Raw genomic sequence first — 16,597 nt, forward strand, 5'->3', positions numbered from 1 at the left:
CGCTCCGGGCCAGGAAAGGCGCATTCCGTCGCCGTCGTGAACCGACGGCCCGACGCCGTCCGCTCCGGCCCCCCATTTCTCGGAGGAAGGACACACCATGGCAGAGGCATACATCGTGGCCACCGCGCGCACCGCGGGCGGCCGTCGCGGCGGCAGGTTGTCGGGCTGGCACCCGGTCGACTTGGCGGCCCAGGTCATCGACGCGCTGGTGGCGCGCAGCGGCATCGACCCGGCCGCCGTGGAGGACGTCATCCTCGGCTGCGTGAGCCAGGTCGGCGAGCAGGCCACCAACGTCGCGCGCAACGCGGTGCTGGCCTCGAAGCTGCCCGAATCGGTGCCCGGCACCTCGGTCGACCGCCAGTGCGGCTCGTCGCAGCAGGCGCTGCACTTCGCGGCCCAGGCCGTGATGTCGGGCAGCATGGACGCGGTGATCGCGGCCGGCGTCGAGAGCATGACGCGGGTGCCGATGTTCACGCCCAATGCGCTGCCGGCCAAGGCCGGCCTCGGCACCTACATGAGCCCGGCGATGCAGCGTCGCTACCCCGGCGTCGAGTTCAGCCAGTTCACCGGCGCCGAGATGATCGCGAAGAACTACGGCCTGACCAAGGACATGCTCGACCGCTATGCCTTCGAGAGCCACCAGCGCGCGATCGCGGCCACGCGCGAGCAGTTGTTCGCCGACGAGATCGTCCCGGTCGAGGTGCGGCTGGCCGATGGTTCCGCCAGCGGCGAGATGCACACGGTCGACGAGGGGATTCGCTTCGAAGCCACGCTGGAAGGCATCGCCGGCGTCAAGCTGATCGCCGAGGGCGGGCGCTGCACGGCGGCCACCGCGAGCCAGATCTGCGACGGCGCCAGCGGCGTGCTGGTGGTCAACGAGCGCGGCCTGAAGGCGCTGGGTGTGAAGCCGCTGGCGCGCATCCACCACATGAGCGTGATGGGCCACGACCCGGTGATCATGCTCGAGGCCCCGATCCCCGCCACCGCGCGGGCGCTCGCCAAGGCCGGCATGAAGATCGACGACATCAACCTCTACGAAGTCAACGAGGCCTTCGCGCCGGTGCCGCTGGCCTGGCTGCAGAAGCTGGGTGCCGACCCGGCCCGGCTCAATGTCAACGGCGGCGCGATCGCGCTCGGCCATCCGCTCGGCGCCTCGGGCACCAAGCTGATGACCACGCTGGTGAACGCGCTCGGCCAGCGCGGCAAGCGCTACGGGCTGCAGACCATGTGCGAGGGCGGCGGCATGGCCAACGTCACGATCGTGGAGCGGCTCTGACATGGGCCCGGTTCTCTACGAGCTCAACGAAGGCATCGCGACGATCACTCTCAACCTGCCGTCCAAGCTCAATCCGGTCGCGCTCGATCTGCAGCAGGCACTGCGCGAATGCTTCGCGCGGGTGCGCAGCGACAGCCAGGTGCGCGCCGTCCTGCTGACCGGCGCCGGCAAGGCCTTCTGCGTCGGCGCCGACCTGAGCGCGATGCGCTCACCCGAAGACGGCCAGACTCTGGGCGACCAGACCGCCGACTGGATGCAGGCCATGAGCAACCCCCTGATCCAGGAGCTGCGCGAGCTCCCGGTGCCGGTGGTCTGCGCGGTCAACGGCCCGGCCGCCGGCGCCGGCGTCGGCCTGGCGCTGGCCTGCGACATCGTGGTGGCGGCACGCAGCGCCTACTTCTACCTGCCCTTCCTGCCCAAGCTCGGCATCGTGCCGGACCTCGGCTGCACCTGGTTCATCCCGCGGCGGGTCGGCCCGGCGCGGGCGATGGGCATGGCGCTGCTCGACGAGAAGCTCAATGCCGAAACGGCGGCGCAGTGGGGCCTGATCTGGGCCGCGATCGACGATGGCCCGCTGCTGCTCGAGGCGCTGAAGATCGCCCAGCGCCTGGCGCAGCTGCCGGTCCATGCGGTGCACGAGGCGCGCCGCGCGATCGAGCGCTCCGAGCGCCACACGCTGGCCGAGCAGCTGCACTACGAGAGCGAGCGCCAGCGCGAGCTGATCGAGCAGCCGAGCTTCGCCGAAGGCGTGATGGCCTTCCTGCAGAAGCGTGCACCGGTCTTTCCACCGCGCGCGACGCCATGATCGAACGCACTCTTTTCGGGCCCGACCACGAGGCCTTCCGCGACGCTTTCCGCCGCTTCATGGACAAGGAGATCGCACCCTTCCACGAGGCCTGGGAAGAGCAGGGGTACGTGGCCCGCGAAGTCTGGACCAAGGCCGGCGAGAACGGCTTCCTGTGCATGTCGCTGCCCGAGGCCTACGGCGGCTCGGGCGCCGACCTGCTCTATTCGGTGATCCAGTTCGAGGAGCTCTGGGCCCGCGGCTTCACCGGCATCGGCTGGGGCCTGCACAGCGAGATCGTGGCGCCCTACATCCTGCGCTACGGCACCGAGGCGCAGAAGGCGCACTACCTGCCCCGGCTCGCCAGCGGCGAGATGATCGGCGCCATCGCGATGAGCGAGCCGGCCGCCGGCAGCGATCTGCAGGCGGTGCGCAGCACCGCGCTCAAGCAGCCCGACGGCAGCTACCTGCTCAACGGCAGCAAGACCTTCATCACCAACGGCTGGCATGCCGACCTGGTGATCGTGGTCGCCAAGACCGACCCGGCCGGCGGCGCCAAGGGCACCAGCCTGTTCCTGGTCGAGCGCGGCATGCCCGGCTTCGAGAAGGGCAAGCGGCTGAAGAAGCTGGGCCTGAAGGCGCAGGACACCTCCGAGCTGTTCTTCGACGGCGTGCGGCTGCCGGCCGAGGCGCTGCTGGGCGGCGCGGCGCAGGAGAACCGCGGCTTCGTCTGCCTCATGGAGCAGCTGCCCTGGGAACGGCTTCAGATCGCGATCAGCGCCGTGGCGGCGTCGCAGGCGGCGATCGACCAGACCGTGGCCTACGTGAAGGAGCGCAAGGTGTTCGGCCAGCCGGTGGGCGCCTACCAGAACACCCGCTACACGCTGGCCGAACTGCAGACCGAGGTGCAGGTGGCGCAGGTCTTCGTCGACAAGTGCATCGAGCTGCTCATGGCGGAGAAGCTCGACACCGCGACCGCCAGCATGGCCAAGTACTGGACCAGCGACCTGCAGTGCAAGGTGATGGACGATTGCGTGCAGTTGCACGGCGGCTACGGCTTCATGTGGGAGTACCCGGTGACGCGCGCCTACGCCGATGCCCGGGTGCAGCGCATCTACGGCGGCACCAACGAGATCATGAAGGAAGTGATCACGCGCGCGATGGGCCTGCCGGGCCGCTGAATCGGCCACTGGCGCCCGGCGGAGGGCTGCGGGACAATGCCGCCATGCCCCTCCTCAACGCCTTCTACGCCCAGTCCGGCGGCGTCACCTCCGTGATCAACGCCTCGGCCTGCGGCGTGATCGAGACGGCGCGCCGGCATCCCGATCGCATCGGCCATGTCTACGCCGGCCGCAACGGCATCCTCGGTGCGCTCACCGAGGACCTGATCGACACCGGCCGCGAGTCGGCCGAGGCGATCGCGGCGCTGCGCAGCACGCCCAGCGGCGCCTTCGGGTCCTGCCGCTACAAGCTCAAGTCGCTCGACAAGAACCGGCGCGAGTACGAGCGCCTGGTCGAGGTCTTCAAGGCCCACGACATCGGCTATTTCTTCTACAACGGCGGCGGCGATTCGGCCGACACCTGCTTCAAGCTGAGCCAGCTGTCGCAGTCGCTGGGCTATCCGCTGCAAGCGATCCACGTGCCCAAGACCATCGACAACGACCTGCCACTGACCGACTGCTGTCCGGGCTTCGGCTCGGTCGCCAAGTACGTGGCGGTGTCGACGCTCGAAGCCTCGATGGACGTGCGTTCGATGGCTGCGACCTCCACCAAGGTCTTCGTGATCGAGGTGATGGGCCGCCACGCCGGCTGGATCGCCGCGGCCGGCGGGCTGGTGGCCGACCAGGGCATCCCGGTCGTGATCCTGTTCCCGGAGATTCCCTTTGACCAGCCGGCCTTCCTGGCCCGGGTCGACGCGCTGGTCAAGTACCACGGCTACTGCACGGTGGTGGTGTCCGAAGGCTGCCACCATCCTGACGGCAGCTTCCTCGCCGAGCAGGGCACCAAGGATGCCTTCGGCCATGCGCAGCTCGGCGGTGCCGCCCCGGTGGTGGCGCAGATGGTCAAGGAGGCGCTGGGCCACAAGTTCCACTGGGCGGTCGCCGACTACCTGCAGCGGGCGGCGCGGCACATCGCGTCGGCCACCGACGTCAAGCAGGCCTATGAACTCGGCCAGCGCGCGGTCGAGCTGGCGCTGGAGGGACGCAACGCGGTGATGCCGACCATCGAGCGGATTTCCGACGTCCCCTACGACTACCAGCTCGGCACGGCATCGCTCGATGCGGTGGCCAATGCCGAGAAATTCATGCCGCGCGATTTCATCTCGGACGACGGCTGGGGCATCACCGACAAATGCCGGCGTTACCTGCTGCCGCTGATCCAGGGCGAGGACTACCCGGCTTATCGCGACGGACTGCCGGTCTACGTAACACTGGAGAACGTCGCGGTGCCGAAGAAGCTGCCGCGGTTCGAGGTCGCTGGATGAACGCGGCCCAGCGCCCCGATCCGTCGCGCTGCCCGTTGTGCGGGGAGTCGAACCGTTGCGCACTGGAGATCGAGCGCGAGACCGGCCAGGCGCAGCCTCCCTGCTGGTGCATGGGGGCGGATTTCAGCGAGGGACTGCTGGCGCGAGTGCCGGAGGGGCAGCGGCGCATGGCCTGCATCTGCGCGCGCTGCGGGGCGCAGGACGCGCTTCAGGACTGAGCCACCGGCGGCTCTTCCTTGGCCGCCATTGCCGGCAACCCGCCGCGCTCGCGCTGCTCGATGATCACCTGGTGGATGAACTGCAGCTTGCCCACCGCCGCGCGGGGCAGCACGAAGGGGTAGTAGTCGGGCTGGCCCATGCTGCGCGACAGCTCGTTCAGCACGTTGGTCAGCCGCACCCAGCCATTGAGGAAATCGAGGAAACGGCCTGCCTCGGCGTGCTCCGGCTGCCAGAGGTCCGACGGCCCGAACAGGTCGCTCGTCAGTTCGACGTTCTGCGCGTCGACGCCGAAGCTCACCGCGGTGTCGGCAGTGTCCGCCATGTGCAGGTAGTGGGCCCAGGTCTCGGCCCAGTCCTCCCAGGGATGCGAGCTCGCGTAGCTGGTCACAAAGCGATCGGCCCAGTCGAGCGGCGGACCGTTGTCGTAGTGGTTGCGCAAGGCCGCGGCGTAGTCGTCGCGTTCGTCCCCGAAGAGCTGGCGGAAGCCGTCGACCCACGGTGTCGGCGCCACCAGCAGGTCCCAGTAGTAGTGGCCGATCTCGTGCCGGAAGTGGCCCAGCAAGGTCCGGTAGGGCTCGCGCATCTCGGCCCGGATGCGCTCGCGCACGGCGTCCTCGGCCTCCTCGGCATTCAGCGTGATGACGCCCATCTCGTGGCCGGTCATGACATGCGGTCCGCCCGGCACGTGGCTCAGGAAGTCGAAGGCCAGGCCGTGCCCCGGGTCGCTCAGGCGCGTGACCACCGGCAGGCCGAGCGCGAGCAGCTGCGAGATCAGCCGGCGCTTGGCCAGTTCGAGGCTCAGCCAGAGCGCGCCGTTGCTCTCCACCGATAGGTCGGGAATGGTCCGCGTCACGCTGCACGACAGGCACAAGCCAGGCACCAGGCCCTCGGTGTTGAAGGCCGGGTCGTCACCCTCGCGCGGCGCCGGCACCATCCAGTTGCAGGCAGCCGGCGTCATGAGGTTGGCGCAACGCCGGTAAGCCTTGCCGTGGACGTCGCCGAAGAGCGTGAAGGTGTCGGCTTCGGCGCCCTCGAAACTGGCAGGCGCGAGCGGCACCACGCCGAGCCGCTCGACCACGTAGCCGAGCGGCGTCAGGCAGGCCAGGCACTGGCTGTTGCGCAGGAACACCGGGCGGCCGCACTGGCACTGGTAGGCCCGGCTCAGTGTCGGCACCTGCAGCTCGGAGGCCAGCGAGCCGCCGGTGTCGGCGCTGTCGGCGGCGCTGCCGTCGGCTTCGAGCGGATCGGGGACGGCGTCGGGGCTGTTGTTCTGGTTCTGGGCTTGCATGGCGGTCTGGATCGCGTGCGGGGACGGCGAATGATTGTGGCTGCGCGCATCGGGGCGCGGAGCGGTGCAAACGCCGATATCCTTGTAGGACGGCCGAGCGCGGCAATTTCCCTCCTTGATGAACAATCCTCCCCCGCAGTCCCTGAGCAACCGCTACGGCGAGCGCTACCGCTGGCTCCTGCTCGTCTCGGTCATGGTCGGCGTGATGGCCTCGATCATGTCGTCGACGATCGTCAACGTCGCCATCCCCGGCATGAGCCACCATTTCTCGCTCGGCCAGGAGCGGGCCCAGTGGGTCAGCTCGGGCTTCATGGTGGCGATGACGGTGTCGATGCTGACCACGCCCTGGCTGCTCTCGCGCTACGGCTACCGGCGCACCTACGTCGGCACCATGGTGCTGCTGCTCGCCGGCGGGATGACGGGCGGACTGGCGACCGATTTCACGCTGGTGTTGGCCGCACGCGTGGCCGAGGGGCTGGCGGCCGGGGTCGTACAGCCGATCCCGGCGATCATCATCCTGCGCGCCTTCCAGCCCCACGAGCAGGGCCGTGCCAGCGGCATCTTCGGCATGGGCGTGGTGCTGGCGCCGGCCATCGGACCGAGCATCGGCGGGGTGCTGGTCGACCTGTTCGGCTGGCGCTCGATCTTCTTCATGGTGGTGCCCTTCTGCCTGGCGTCGATCTGGCTGGCCTACAAGTTCGTGCCGACCACCGCGCCCGGCGGCGTGGTCGCGGCACGCAGCGAAGGCCTCGACTGGCGCGGCCTGGCGCTCGGCACGATCGGCACGCTCTGCCTGCTGAACGGCCTGGTCGCGCTGCGCGGCGAGTCGGCCCTGCACGCGACGCTGCTGCTGGCCGGCGCCGGCATCGCCTTCGGCGCTTTCGTTGCGTGGCAAAAGCGCCTGGCCGCGAGCGGCGGCGCGCCGTTGATGAACCTGGCCCTGTTCCAGTACCGCCCGTTCGCGATGGGCAGCGTGGTCGCCTTCATCTACGGCACGGCGCTGTTCGGCTCGACCTACCTGCTGCCGGTCTACATGCAGGTCGGGCTGCAGCTGTCGGCGTCTCACGTCGGCACCATCCTGCTGCCGGCCGGCATCGTGCTCGCGATCACCATCGCGGGCGTGGGCCGGCTGGCCGACCGGCATCCGACCTGGCTGCTGGTGTGCACCGGGCTGCTGCTGCTGGCCGTCTCCTTCGCGCTGATGGTGGTGCTGAAGCTCGACAGTGCGCTCTGGCTGCTGGTGGCCTTCGCGGTCATCGGGCGCATCGGACTCGGTTTCATCCTGCCCTCGCTCAACCTGGGCTCGATGCGGCCGCTGGCCAAGCCGCTGATTCCCCAGGGCGCCAGCGCCATCAACTTCCTGCGCATGCTCGGCGGCGCCGCTGGTGTCAGCCTGTGCGCGATCGTGCTCGAGTGGCGGTTGGCGGCCCATGGCGATTCGCTCGCCAACGCGGCGACCAGCCCGGCGCGGCTGGCGGCCTTCGACGAGGTGTTCCTGATGCTGGCGGGCCTGTGTGCGCTGGCGATCGTCGCGGCCTGGCAGCTGCGGGTAAAGCCGTCCGCCGCGCAGCCATGAGCCCGCTTCAGGTCTAATAGCCGCATGTGCCAGCTGCTCGGAATGAACTGCAACACGCCGACCGACGTGACCTTCAGCTTCACGGGCTTCGCCCAGCGCGGCGGCCGCACGGATCACCACGCCGACGGCTGGGGCATCGCCTTCTTCGAAGACCGGGGGCTGCGGCATTTCGTCGACCATCAGCCGGCCTGCGAGTCGCCGGTGGCCGAGCTGATCCGGCGCTACCCGATCCAGAGCCGCAACGTCATCGCCCATATCCGCAAGGCGACGCAGGGCGCGGTCAACCTGCAGAACTGCCACCCGTTCGTGCGCGAGCTGTGGGGCCGCTACTGGGTGTTCGCGCACAACGGCGACCTGAAGGATTTCCGGCCCCGTCTGCACGGCAACTTCCATCCCGTCGGCAGCACCGACAGCGAACACGCGTTCTGCTGGATCATGCAGGAGCTGGCCAAGTCGCATGCCGGCGTGCCGAGCGTCGACGAGCTGACCTTGACCTTGCGCGAACTCGCGCCGCGGCTGGCCGCCCACGGCACCTTCAACTTCATGCTGTCGAACGGCCAGGCGCTGTGGGCGCATGCCTCGACGCACCTCTGGTACGTCGAGCGCCGGCACCCGTTCTTGACGGCCGAGCTGTCCGACGAAGACCTGAGCATCGACTTCGCCCAGCACACCACGCCGAACGACCGCGTCGCCGTGGTGGTGACCGCGCCGCTCACGACCAACGAGCAATGGACGGCGTTCGCGCCGCAGGAGCTGGCGGTGTTCGTCGACGGACGACGCTGCAGCTGAGGCCTCAAAAAAAAGTTGCCGCGGATTCTGGAGACTCTGGGGCCAGCGTGGCCCTCCAGGCGCCGGCGACCTTCATCGCCGGACCTCGGCCTCCAGCGCATCGATGAACATCGCCGGCACGTCGAAGCCGGTCTGTTCGGTGATCTCCTGGAAGCAGGTCGGGCTGGTGACGTTGATCTCGGTCACGGAGTCGCCGATCACGTCGAGGCCGATCAGCAGCAGCCCGCGCGGCGCCAGCGCGCGGCCCACGGCCTCCGCGATCTCGCGGTTCTTCGGCGTCAGCGGCTGCGCCACGCCCTTGCCGCCGGCCGCCAGGTTGCCGCGCACCTCGGTGCCCTGCGGGATGCGGGCCAGCACGAAGGGCACCGGCTCGCCGCCGATGATCAGGATGCGCTTGTCGCCGGCCGCGATCTCGGGCACGAAGCGCTGCACCATGAGGGTCTCGGCGCCGTTCTTGTTGAGGGTCTCGGTGATCGAGCCCAGGTTGAGCCCGTCTTCGCGGACGCGGAAGATGCCCATGCCGCCCATGCCGTCGAGCGGCTTCAGGATGATGTCCTTGTGCTCGGCGTGGAAGGCCCGCACGGCCGCCGGGTCGCGCGTGACCAGGGTCGGGCTGGTGAATTGCTGGAACTCCATCACCGCGAGCTTCTCGGGGTGCTCGCGCAGCGCGGCCGGCTTGTTGACGACCTTCGCGCCTTCGCGCTCGGCCTGGCCCAGCAGGTGCGTGGCGTAGATGTACTCGGCGTCGAAGGGCGGGTCCTTGCGCATCAGGATCGCATCGAAGCCGTGCAGCGCCGCCTGGCGGCGCGGGGTTTCGGTGAACCAGTCGTCGCCGTTGCCGGTGAGCGTGATGTCGCGCACGCCGGCCGTCACCGGCTGCCCGGTCTGCCAGCCCAGGTCGCGCGGCTCGCAGGCCGAGATGCCATGGCCGCGGCGCTGGGCCTCGCGCATCATCGAAAAAGTGGTGTCCTTGTAGATCTTGAATTGCTCGAGCGGGTCGGCGACGAAGAGAATGTTCACGGGCTGTTCTTTCCAATAGCGGCTTTGGCTTCCTGCTTGATCTTGCACGCAGGCGCGATGTCCTTGCCCGGCGCGGCCTTCTTGCGGCCGAGCTGCTGGATGCCCAGCGCCAGCGCACCGGCCACCACTCCCCAGAAGGCCGAGCCGATGCCCGCCAGCGTGACGCCCGAGAGCGTGACCAGGAAGGTGATCAGCGCCGCCTCGCGGTGCGTCTCGTCGCGCACGGCCGCGGCCAGGCCGCCGCCGATGGTGCCGAGCAGCGCCAGGCCTGCGATGGTGGCGACGAGTTCTTTCGGGAAGGCGGTCAAAAGCCCCGTGACGGCAGCCCCGAACACGCCGATCACGATGTAGATCGCGCCGCAGCTTACCGCCGCCGTGTAGCGCCGTGCCGGGTCTTCGTGCGCTTCGCGGCCCATGCAGATCGCGGCGGTGATGGCGCTCAGGTTCAGCGCGAAGGCGCCGAAAGGCGCCAGCACCAGCGTGAACAGGCCGCTGATCGTGATCAGCTTCGACACTGGCATGTCGTAGCCCGCGGCCCGGATCGCGGCCACGCCGGGCAGGTTCTGCGAAGCCATCGTGACGACGAACAGCGGCAGCGCCAGGCTGACCATCGCCTGCCAGCTGAAGGCCGGCATCGTGAACACCGGCAGCGCCAGGCTGAAATGCACGGCGCTCCAGGCCAGTTCGCCGCGTGCGGCGGCGAAGGCGATGCCCACGCCCAGGGTCAGCGGCACCGCATAGCGCGGCAGCACCCGCCTGGCCACCAGGTAGGCGCCCAGCATCAGCAGCACCAGCGGCAGCGCGGTCTGGGCGGCGATGAAGGCCTGCAGGCCGAATCGCGCCAGCACGCCGGCCAGCAGCGCCGAAGCCAGTGCCATCGGGATCTTGTTCATGACGCGCTCGAACCAGCCGGTGGCGCCGGCCAGCGCGATCAGCAGCGCGCAGACGATGAAGGCGCCGACCGCCTCGTCCATGCCGTAGCCGGCGCCGGCGACCGCCAGCACGGCGGCACCGGGCGTGCTCCAGGCGATCATCACCGGCTGGCGCCACCACAGCGAGGGAAGCACCGAGGCCAGGCCCATGCCGATGCCCAGCGCCCACATCCAGGACGACACCATCTCGGGCATGGCGCCGAAGGCCTGGGCGGCCTGGAACACGATCGCCACCGAACTCGTGAAGCCCACCAGCACGGCGACGAAGCCGGCGGTGAAGGCCGAGAGGCTCAAATCCTTGAAGAACCGCATCCCTGGATTGTGCCGGGGCCTAGATTTCTATTTTGGAGCCGAGCTCCACCACCGCGTTGTTCGGCAGCCCCAGGAAGTCCGCCGCCCCGCTCGCGTTGTGGTGCATCTGCGCGAACAGCTTCTCGCGCCAGGGCGCCATGCCGCTGCCGAGCGTCGGGATCACGACGTCGCGCGACAGGAAGTAGCTGGTCGCCATCGGCTCCAGCTGGCAGCCGCGCAGGCGCGCGTGTTCGAGCGCGCGCGGCAGGTCGATTTCGTTCTTGAAGCCGTAGTGCACCACCACCTGCCAGCAGTGATGGCCCAGCGGCTCCATCTCGATGCGCTTGTCCATCGGGATCCAGGGCACCTCGTGGTTGCGCACCGTGACGAACAGGTTCTGGTCGTGCAGCACCTTGTTGTGCTTCAAGTTGTGCAGCAGCGCATTGGGCACCACGCCCGGCTCGGCGGTCATGAAGACCGCGGTGCCGTCGACCCGCGCCGGCGGGCTCACGAAGACCGAATCGAGGAAGCCGCGCAGGTCGATGGCCTCGGCCAGCTGGGTCTCGCCCATCAGCCGGCGCCCTTCCTTCCAGGTCAGCATCAGCGTGAAGATCGAGCCGCCGATCAGCAGCGGGAACCAGCCGCCGTCGAACAGCTTGAGCAGGTTCGAGGCGAAGAACAGGAAGTCGACCACGAAGAAGGCGCCGGTGGCCGCGATGCACAGGACCAGCGGGTATTTCCAGGCATAGCGGATCACGAAGAAGGTGAGCACCGTGGTGATCAGCATGTCGGTCGTCACCGCGATGCCGTAGGCGGCCGCCAGGTTGCTCGACGAACGGAACATCACGACCGCCAACACGATCGCCACGAACAGGCCCCAGTTGACGAACGGGATGTAGATCTGGCCCGCGGTGCGCACGCTGGTGTGCTCGATGTTCATGCGCGGCAGGAAGCCGAGCTGGATCACCTGCCGCGTGACGCTGAAGGCGCCGGTGATCAGGGCCTGCGAGGCGATCACGGTGGCGGCCGTGGCCAGCAGCACCAGCGGCAGCAGGGCCCACTCGGGCGCCATCATGAAGAACGGGTTCTTCACGGCCAGCGGGTTCTCGAGCAGCAGCGCGCCCTGGCCGAAGTAGTTGAGCGTCAGGGCCGGCATGACGACCGAGAACCAGGCGATGCGGATCGGCTTCTTGCCGAAGTGGCCGAGGTCGGCATAGAGCGCCTCGGCACCGGTCACGCACAGCACGGTGGCGCCCAGGATGATGAAGCTGGTGCCCGGGTTCTCCCACATGAAGCGCAGCGCGTAGAACGGGCTCAGCGCCTTGAGGATCTCCGGATGGGTCAGGATCTGCGTCACGCCGAGCACCGCGATGGCGAAGAACCAGGCCAGTGTGATCGGGCCGAAGAAGCGGCCGATGCCCGCGGTGCCGTGCTTCTGCAGCGCGAACAGGCAGAACAGCACGACCAGGGTGATCGGGATCACGTAGTGCCTGAACTGCGGCGACACCACCTCCAGGCCCTCGACCGCCGACAGCACCGAGATCGCCGGCGTGATGACGCCGTCGCCGTAGAACAGCGAGGTGCCGAAGATGCCGACCACCAGCAGCACCCGGCGCAGCCGCGGCTTGTCGACCACCGCCTGGGAGGCCAGCGCCAGCATCGCGACCAGGCCGCCCTCGCCTTCGTTGTCGGCCCGCAGCACCAGCACGACGTACTTCAGCGAGACGATCACCGTCAGCGTCCAGAAGAACATCGACAGGATGCCGTAGACGTTGTCGATCGTGAAAGGCACGTGGCCGTGGCCGAACACCTCTTTGACCGCATACAGGACGCTCGTGCCGATGTCGCCGTAGACGACACCGATGGCCGCGAGGATCAGCGCAGCGGAGGAGGATTTAGGGGCGGACACGGAAGGGCTGCAAAGGGTCGGCGGCGTGCAGCACGCCACGAGGCGCTGTTGCGGCCCGTTGCGGCCGCTGCATCGGCTCCCACCCTCGTCGACGTTGTTATGGGGTGGCTATTTTGCCGCCGCCGCGACGGTCTGCAAGTTGCATCGCCAAATCATTCATAGACTTCGGCGTCCGGGTCGGTCGCTTCCAGTTCGTAGCTCGCGGCCACCATTGCCAGCCGGCCGATCACGCCGTACATGTAGAAGCGGTTGGGCGCGCTGGCGCCCGGCTTGGCGCCCGGCTGTGGTAAGTGCGCACTTTCCGAGAACGCCAGCGGCACGAAGCTGGCGCCCGGCAGGTTCAGGTTCTCGTCCGGCGCGCGCTCGGCGTGCACGCGGTAGAAACCGCCGACCACGTAGCGGTCCATCATGTAGACCACCGGCTCGGCGACGCCGTTGTGGACCCGCTCGTTGGTCAGCACGCCCTCCTGGACGATCAGGTCGCAGGGCTCCTGCCCTTCCTTGGCGGCGCCGGCCTTGCTGGCCCGCGGCCGGCGGACCAGGGCCTCGATCTCCTTGGCGTCGCGCACCGTCATGACGCCCAGGCCGGGGCTGCCGTTGTCGGTCTTGACCACCACGAAAGGCTTCTCGTTGATGCCGTATTCCTTGTACTTGCGGCGCACCTTGGTGAGCAGGGCGTCGACATGGCTGGTCAGGACGTCGATGCCCTGGCCGGTCGCGAAGCTGACCTCGGCCGCCTTGGCGTACATCGGGTTGATCAGCCAGGGGTCGATGCCCAGCAGCTTGCCGAAGCGCTTGGACACCTCTTCGTAGCTGTGGAAGTGGTTGCTCTTGCGGCGCACCGACCAGCCGGCGTGCAGCGGCGGCAGCAGGTACTGCTCGTGCAGGTCCTCGAGGATGCCCGGCGTGCCGGCCGACAAGTCGGTGTTGAGCAGGATGGTGCAGGGGTCGAAGTGCTTGAGCCCCAGGCGCCGCTTGCTGCGCGCCACCGGCTCCAGGCAGACCGTATCGCCGTTGGGCAGCTCGATCTTCTTCGGCGACTTGATCGCCGGATCGATCGAGCCGACCCGCACGTTCAGGCCGGCCATGTGGAAGATCCGCACCAGCTGGGCCACGTTGGCCAGGTAGAAGGTGTTGCGCGAATGGTTCTCGGGGATCACCAGCAGGTTGCGCGCCTCGGGGCAGATCTTCTCGATCGCCGCCTGCGCCGCCTGCACCGCCAGCGGCAGCATCTCGGGCGTGAGGTTGTTCCAGCCGCCCGGATAGAGGTTGGTGTCGACCGGCGCCAGCTTGAAGCCGGCGTTGCGGATGTCGACCGAGCTGTAGAACGGCGGCGTGTGCTCCATCCATTCGAGCCGGAACCAGCGTTCGATGGCGGGCGTCGAGTCGAGCACGCGCTGCTCGAGTTCGTTGATGGGGCCGGTCAGGGCGGTGACGAGATGGGGGACCATGCGGCGGCCTTGTTGGATTTATGCCTGGGCTAAGCCAAGGATTGTAGATTTGGGGACGGACGCCCCGATGACAAGCTCGCCCCCGCTTGCCCGGCGCTTCGCGTCCGGGCACCCGGGTCAGGTCCGTACTTCGCCCTGGCCCAGAACCACGTACTTGAGCGAGGTCAGGCCCTCGATCCCGACCGGCCCGCGGGCGTGGAACTTGTCGGTGCTGATGCCGATCTCGGCGCCCAGGCCGAACTCGAAGCCGTCGGCGAAACGGGTGCTCGCATTCACCATCACGCTGGCCGAATCGACCTCGCGCAGGAAGCGCTGGGCGTTCATGTGGTCGCGGGTGACGATCGCGTCCGTGTGGTGGCTCGAGTAGTGGTTGATGTGCGCGATGGCCTCGTCCACGCCCTCGACCACCTTGATGCTGATGACCGCGGCCAGGTATTCCTCGGACCAGTCCGATTCGACCGCGTCGAGCACCTTGTCGGCCGGCAGGTGCCCGCCCTCGGCGCGCAGGATCTGCGCCGCCACCGGGTCGCAGCGCATCTCGACGCCCTTGGCGGCGAAGATGGCGCCGATCTCGGGCAGGAAGGTCTCGGCGATCGACGAGGCCACCAGCAGGCCTTCAGCCGCGTTGCAGGGGCTGTATTTCTGGGTCTTCGCGTTGTCGACGATCTTCAGGGCCATGTCGAGCTCGGCCGTGTGGTCGACATAGACATGGCAGTTGCCGTCGAGGTGCTTGATCACCGGCACCCGGGCGTCGCGGCTGATGCGCTCGATCAGGCCCTTGCCGCCGCGCGGAATGATGACGTCGACGAATTGCGGCATCGCGATCAGCTGCCCCACGGCCTCGCGGTCGGTGGTGCCCACCAGTTGCACGGCGTCGACCGGCAGGCCGGCCTCTTCGAGCGACTCGGCCACCAGCAGCGCCAGCGCCTTGTTCGATTCGATCGCCTCCGAGCCGCCGCGCAGGATCGCCGCGTTGCCGCTCTTGATCGCCAGGCTGGCCGCCTCGATGGTCACGTTGGGCCGGCTCTCGTAGATCATGCCGAAGACCCCGATCGGCACCCGCATCTGGCCGACCCGGATGCCGCTGGGCTGCTGCCGCATGCCGATGACCTCGCCGATCACGTCGGACATCGCGGCCAGCTGCTCGCAGCCCTGGGCGACGGTCTCGATGGCCTTGGGGGTCAGCTTGAGGCGATCGACCATCGGCGCCGACAGGCCGGCGCCTTCGGCCCGCGCCAGGTCCTTGGCATTGGCTTCGGCCAAGGGGGCGGCCGCGGCGCGCAGGCGGCGCGCCAGCGCCTTCAGGGCCTTGTTCTTGGTGGCGGAATCCGCCCGTGCCATCAGGGCCGAAGCGAGCTTGGCTTGCAACCCGAGCGTCTGGACGTACTCGGAAACATTCAACGTATTCATCCCCGGATTGTGCCGCGAGGGCCAAAGGCGGCGTGCGCCAGGGGACAGTTGCGCACCATTCTTGTGCGTCGCCGGCCCGTCGCCCGCTCGGTCAGCGGGCCCGGGGCGCCGACGCGGCGGGTCCGCAGGCCCGGCATAGCATCAGCGCCAGCCGCTGCAGCGCCTGCCAGCCGTTGGCCGGCCAGTCGGGCTGCTTGAGGCCCTTGACGATGCCGTCGACCACGTGCGCGGCGCGCAGCATGCGCGCCAGCGCCCGGTCGTCGAGCCGCGGCAGCACCCGCTCGAAGGCCCGCTCGCGCGGACCCCAGATGCGGTTCTCGCGCAACGCCATCGGCAGTGGCCGGCCGGCCGCCATCGCGTCCCTGACCCGCTTCAGGGCCCGGATGTCCTCGGCCAGCGTGTAGTGCACCAGCACCTCGGCCTCGCCTTCGGCCTGCAGGCCGTCGAGCATGCGCGCGACCCGCTGCGGATTGCCCGCCAGCACCGCTTCCGACAGCTTGAAGACGTCGTAGCGCGCGACGTTGTTGACCGCGGCTTCGACCTGCTCCCAGCCGAGTTCGCCTTCAGGGTGCAGCAGCGCCAGTTTCTGGATTTCCTGGTGGGCGGCCAGCAGGTTGCCCTCGACCCGGTCGGCGAAGAACTGCAAGGTGCGCTGGCCTTCTTCGCCGGCCTTCACGCGCTGCCCCTGCAGCGCCAGCCGCTGGGCGATCCACTGCGGCAGCGCGGCGCGCTCGACGGTGTCGACCTGCAGGCTGACGCCATGGCTCTCGAGCGCGGCGAACCAGGCGCCGCTGCGAGTCGCCTTGTCGAGCCGGGGCAGCAGCACCAGCGTCAGGGTGCTGTCATCGCCGGCTGCGGCCTCGGCGATCTGCTGCAGCGCGGCGCTGCCGTCCTTGCCGGGCTTGCCCGACGGGATCCGGATCTCGACGATCTGCTTGTCCGCGAAGAGGCTCAGCGAACCGCCCGCCGCCAGCACCGCGCCCCAGTCGAAATGGGCACCGGCCACGGTGTAGGCGCTCCGCTCGGTATAACCCTGGCTGCGCGCCGCGGCGCGGATCGCATCGGCGGCCTCCTGCGCCAGCAGCGGCTCGTCGCCGTGGATGACGTAGAGCGGCGCCACCCGCTTCGCGAGGTGGGACAAGAGCTGGGCAGTCGCGAGTTGCACGG

At 68.8% G+C, this 16,597-nt stretch carries 14 protein-coding genes; 7 read left to right on the top strand and 7 right to left on the bottom strand.

Annotated elements, in window-relative coordinates; translation table 11 throughout:
• Nucleotides 1-97: 97 nt before the first annotated feature.
• Genes QZH52_RS16890 through QZH52_RS16910 form a run of 5 tightly spaced genes read left to right on the top strand, consistent with a single transcriptional unit; the run spans nucleotide 98 to nucleotide 4,763 of the window.
• Nucleotides 98-1,276, top strand: a complete 1,179-nt coding sequence (locus tag QZH52_RS16890) for an acetyl-CoA C-acetyltransferase (protein ID WP_301811046.1) — start codon at nucleotides 98-100, stop codon at nucleotides 1,274-1,276.
• A 1-nt stretch (nucleotide 1,277) separates the two neighbouring features.
• The gene (locus QZH52_RS16895; RefSeq protein ID WP_301811048.1) at nucleotides 1,278-2,081 is read left to right on the top strand and encodes an enoyl-CoA hydratase-related protein; all 804 of its coding nucleotides are present in this window, start codon (nucleotides 1,278-1,280) and stop codon (nucleotides 2,079-2,081) included.
• Nucleotides 2,078-3,241 (top strand): acyl-CoA dehydrogenase family protein, encoded by a 1,164-nt coding sequence (locus QZH52_RS16900; protein ID WP_301811050.1) that lies wholly within the window; start codon nucleotides 2,078-2,080, stop codon nucleotides 3,239-3,241. Before QZH52_RS16895 ends, QZH52_RS16900 begins: the two co-directional genes overlap by 4 nt.
• A 44-nt stretch (nucleotides 3,242-3,285) precedes the next feature.
• Nucleotides 3,286-4,545 (top strand): 6-phosphofructokinase, encoded by a 1,260-nt coding sequence (locus tag QZH52_RS16905; RefSeq protein WP_301811051.1) that lies wholly within the window; start codon nucleotides 3,286-3,288, stop codon nucleotides 4,543-4,545.
• Nucleotides 4,542-4,763, top strand: a complete 222-nt coding sequence (locus QZH52_RS16910) for a cysteine-rich CWC family protein (RefSeq protein WP_301811052.1) — start codon at nucleotides 4,542-4,544, stop codon at nucleotides 4,761-4,763. The genes QZH52_RS16905 and QZH52_RS16910 overlap by 4 nt, the downstream gene beginning before the upstream one ends.
• Here QZH52_RS16910 and QZH52_RS16915 read toward each other — a convergent pair.
• Complete coding sequence (locus QZH52_RS16915; protein WP_301811054.1) at nucleotides 4,754-6,052, bottom strand: zinc-binding metallopeptidase family protein; 1,299 nt, start codon at nucleotides 6,050-6,052, stop codon at nucleotides 4,754-4,756. The two genes, QZH52_RS16910 and QZH52_RS16915, sit on opposite strands and share 10 nt — an antisense overlap.
• 118 nt (nucleotides 6,053-6,170) lie before the next feature.
• On the opposite strand from QZH52_RS16915, the gene QZH52_RS16920 reads away from it, so the two are divergent.
• Nucleotides 6,171-7,628, top strand: coding sequence for an MFS transporter (locus tag QZH52_RS16920; protein ID WP_301811056.1), 1,458 nt, complete (start codon nucleotides 6,171-6,173; stop codon nucleotides 7,626-7,628).
• A gap of 24 nt (nucleotides 7,629-7,652) precedes the next feature.
• Nucleotides 7,653-8,417 carry a class II glutamine amidotransferase gene (locus QZH52_RS16925; protein WP_301811057.1) on the top strand — a complete coding sequence of 255 codons (765 nt, stop codon included), beginning with the start codon at nucleotides 7,653-7,655 and terminating at the stop codon, nucleotides 8,415-8,417.
• A gap of 72 nt (nucleotides 8,418-8,489) precedes the next feature.
• On the opposite strand, the gene gshB is transcribed toward QZH52_RS16925, so the two are convergent.
• The 6 genes from gshB to holA all read right to left on the bottom strand — a co-directional run bounded on the left by gshB (nucleotide 8,490) and on the right by holA (nucleotide 16,595).
• Nucleotides 8,490-9,437 carry a glutathione synthase gene (gene gshB / locus QZH52_RS16930; protein WP_301811060.1) on the bottom strand — a complete coding sequence of 316 codons (948 nt, stop codon included), beginning with the start codon at nucleotides 9,435-9,437 and terminating at the stop codon, nucleotides 8,490-8,492.
• Nucleotides 9,434-10,681 carry a benzoate/H(+) symporter BenE family transporter gene (locus QZH52_RS16935; RefSeq protein WP_301811062.1) on the bottom strand — a complete coding sequence of 416 codons (1,248 nt, stop codon included), beginning with the start codon at nucleotides 10,679-10,681 and terminating at the stop codon, nucleotides 9,434-9,436. The genes gshB and QZH52_RS16935 overlap by 4 nt, the downstream gene beginning before the upstream one ends.
• Nucleotides 10,682-10,700: 19 nt before the next feature.
• Entirely contained in the window at nucleotides 10,701-12,569 is a 1,869-nt protein-coding gene (locus QZH52_RS16940; protein WP_301811064.1) for a potassium transporter Kup, read from the bottom strand.
• Between the two features lie 152 nt (nucleotides 12,570-12,721).
• A complete protein-coding gene (gshA, locus tag QZH52_RS16945) occupies nucleotides 12,722-14,020 on the bottom strand; it encodes a glutamate--cysteine ligase (RefSeq protein ID WP_286533557.1) in 1,299 nt (432 codons plus the stop codon).
• Between the two features lie 117 nt (nucleotides 14,021-14,137).
• Complete coding sequence (locus QZH52_RS16950) at nucleotides 14,138-15,430, bottom strand: glutamate-5-semialdehyde dehydrogenase (protein WP_301811067.1); 1,293 nt, start codon at nucleotides 15,428-15,430, stop codon at nucleotides 14,138-14,140.
• A 91-nt stretch (nucleotides 15,431-15,521) separates the two neighbouring features.
• The gene (gene holA, locus QZH52_RS16955) at nucleotides 15,522-16,595 is read right to left on the bottom strand and encodes a DNA polymerase III subunit delta (RefSeq protein ID WP_301811070.1); all 1,074 of its coding nucleotides are present in this window, start codon (nucleotides 16,593-16,595) and stop codon (nucleotides 15,522-15,524) included.
• Between the last annotated feature and the right edge of the window lie 2 nt (nucleotides 16,596-16,597).

This window comes from Variovorax ginsengisoli (assembly GCF_030486595.1).
GTDB lineage: Bacteria > Pseudomonadota > Gammaproteobacteria > Burkholderiales > Burkholderiaceae_C > Variovorax > Variovorax ginsengisoli_B.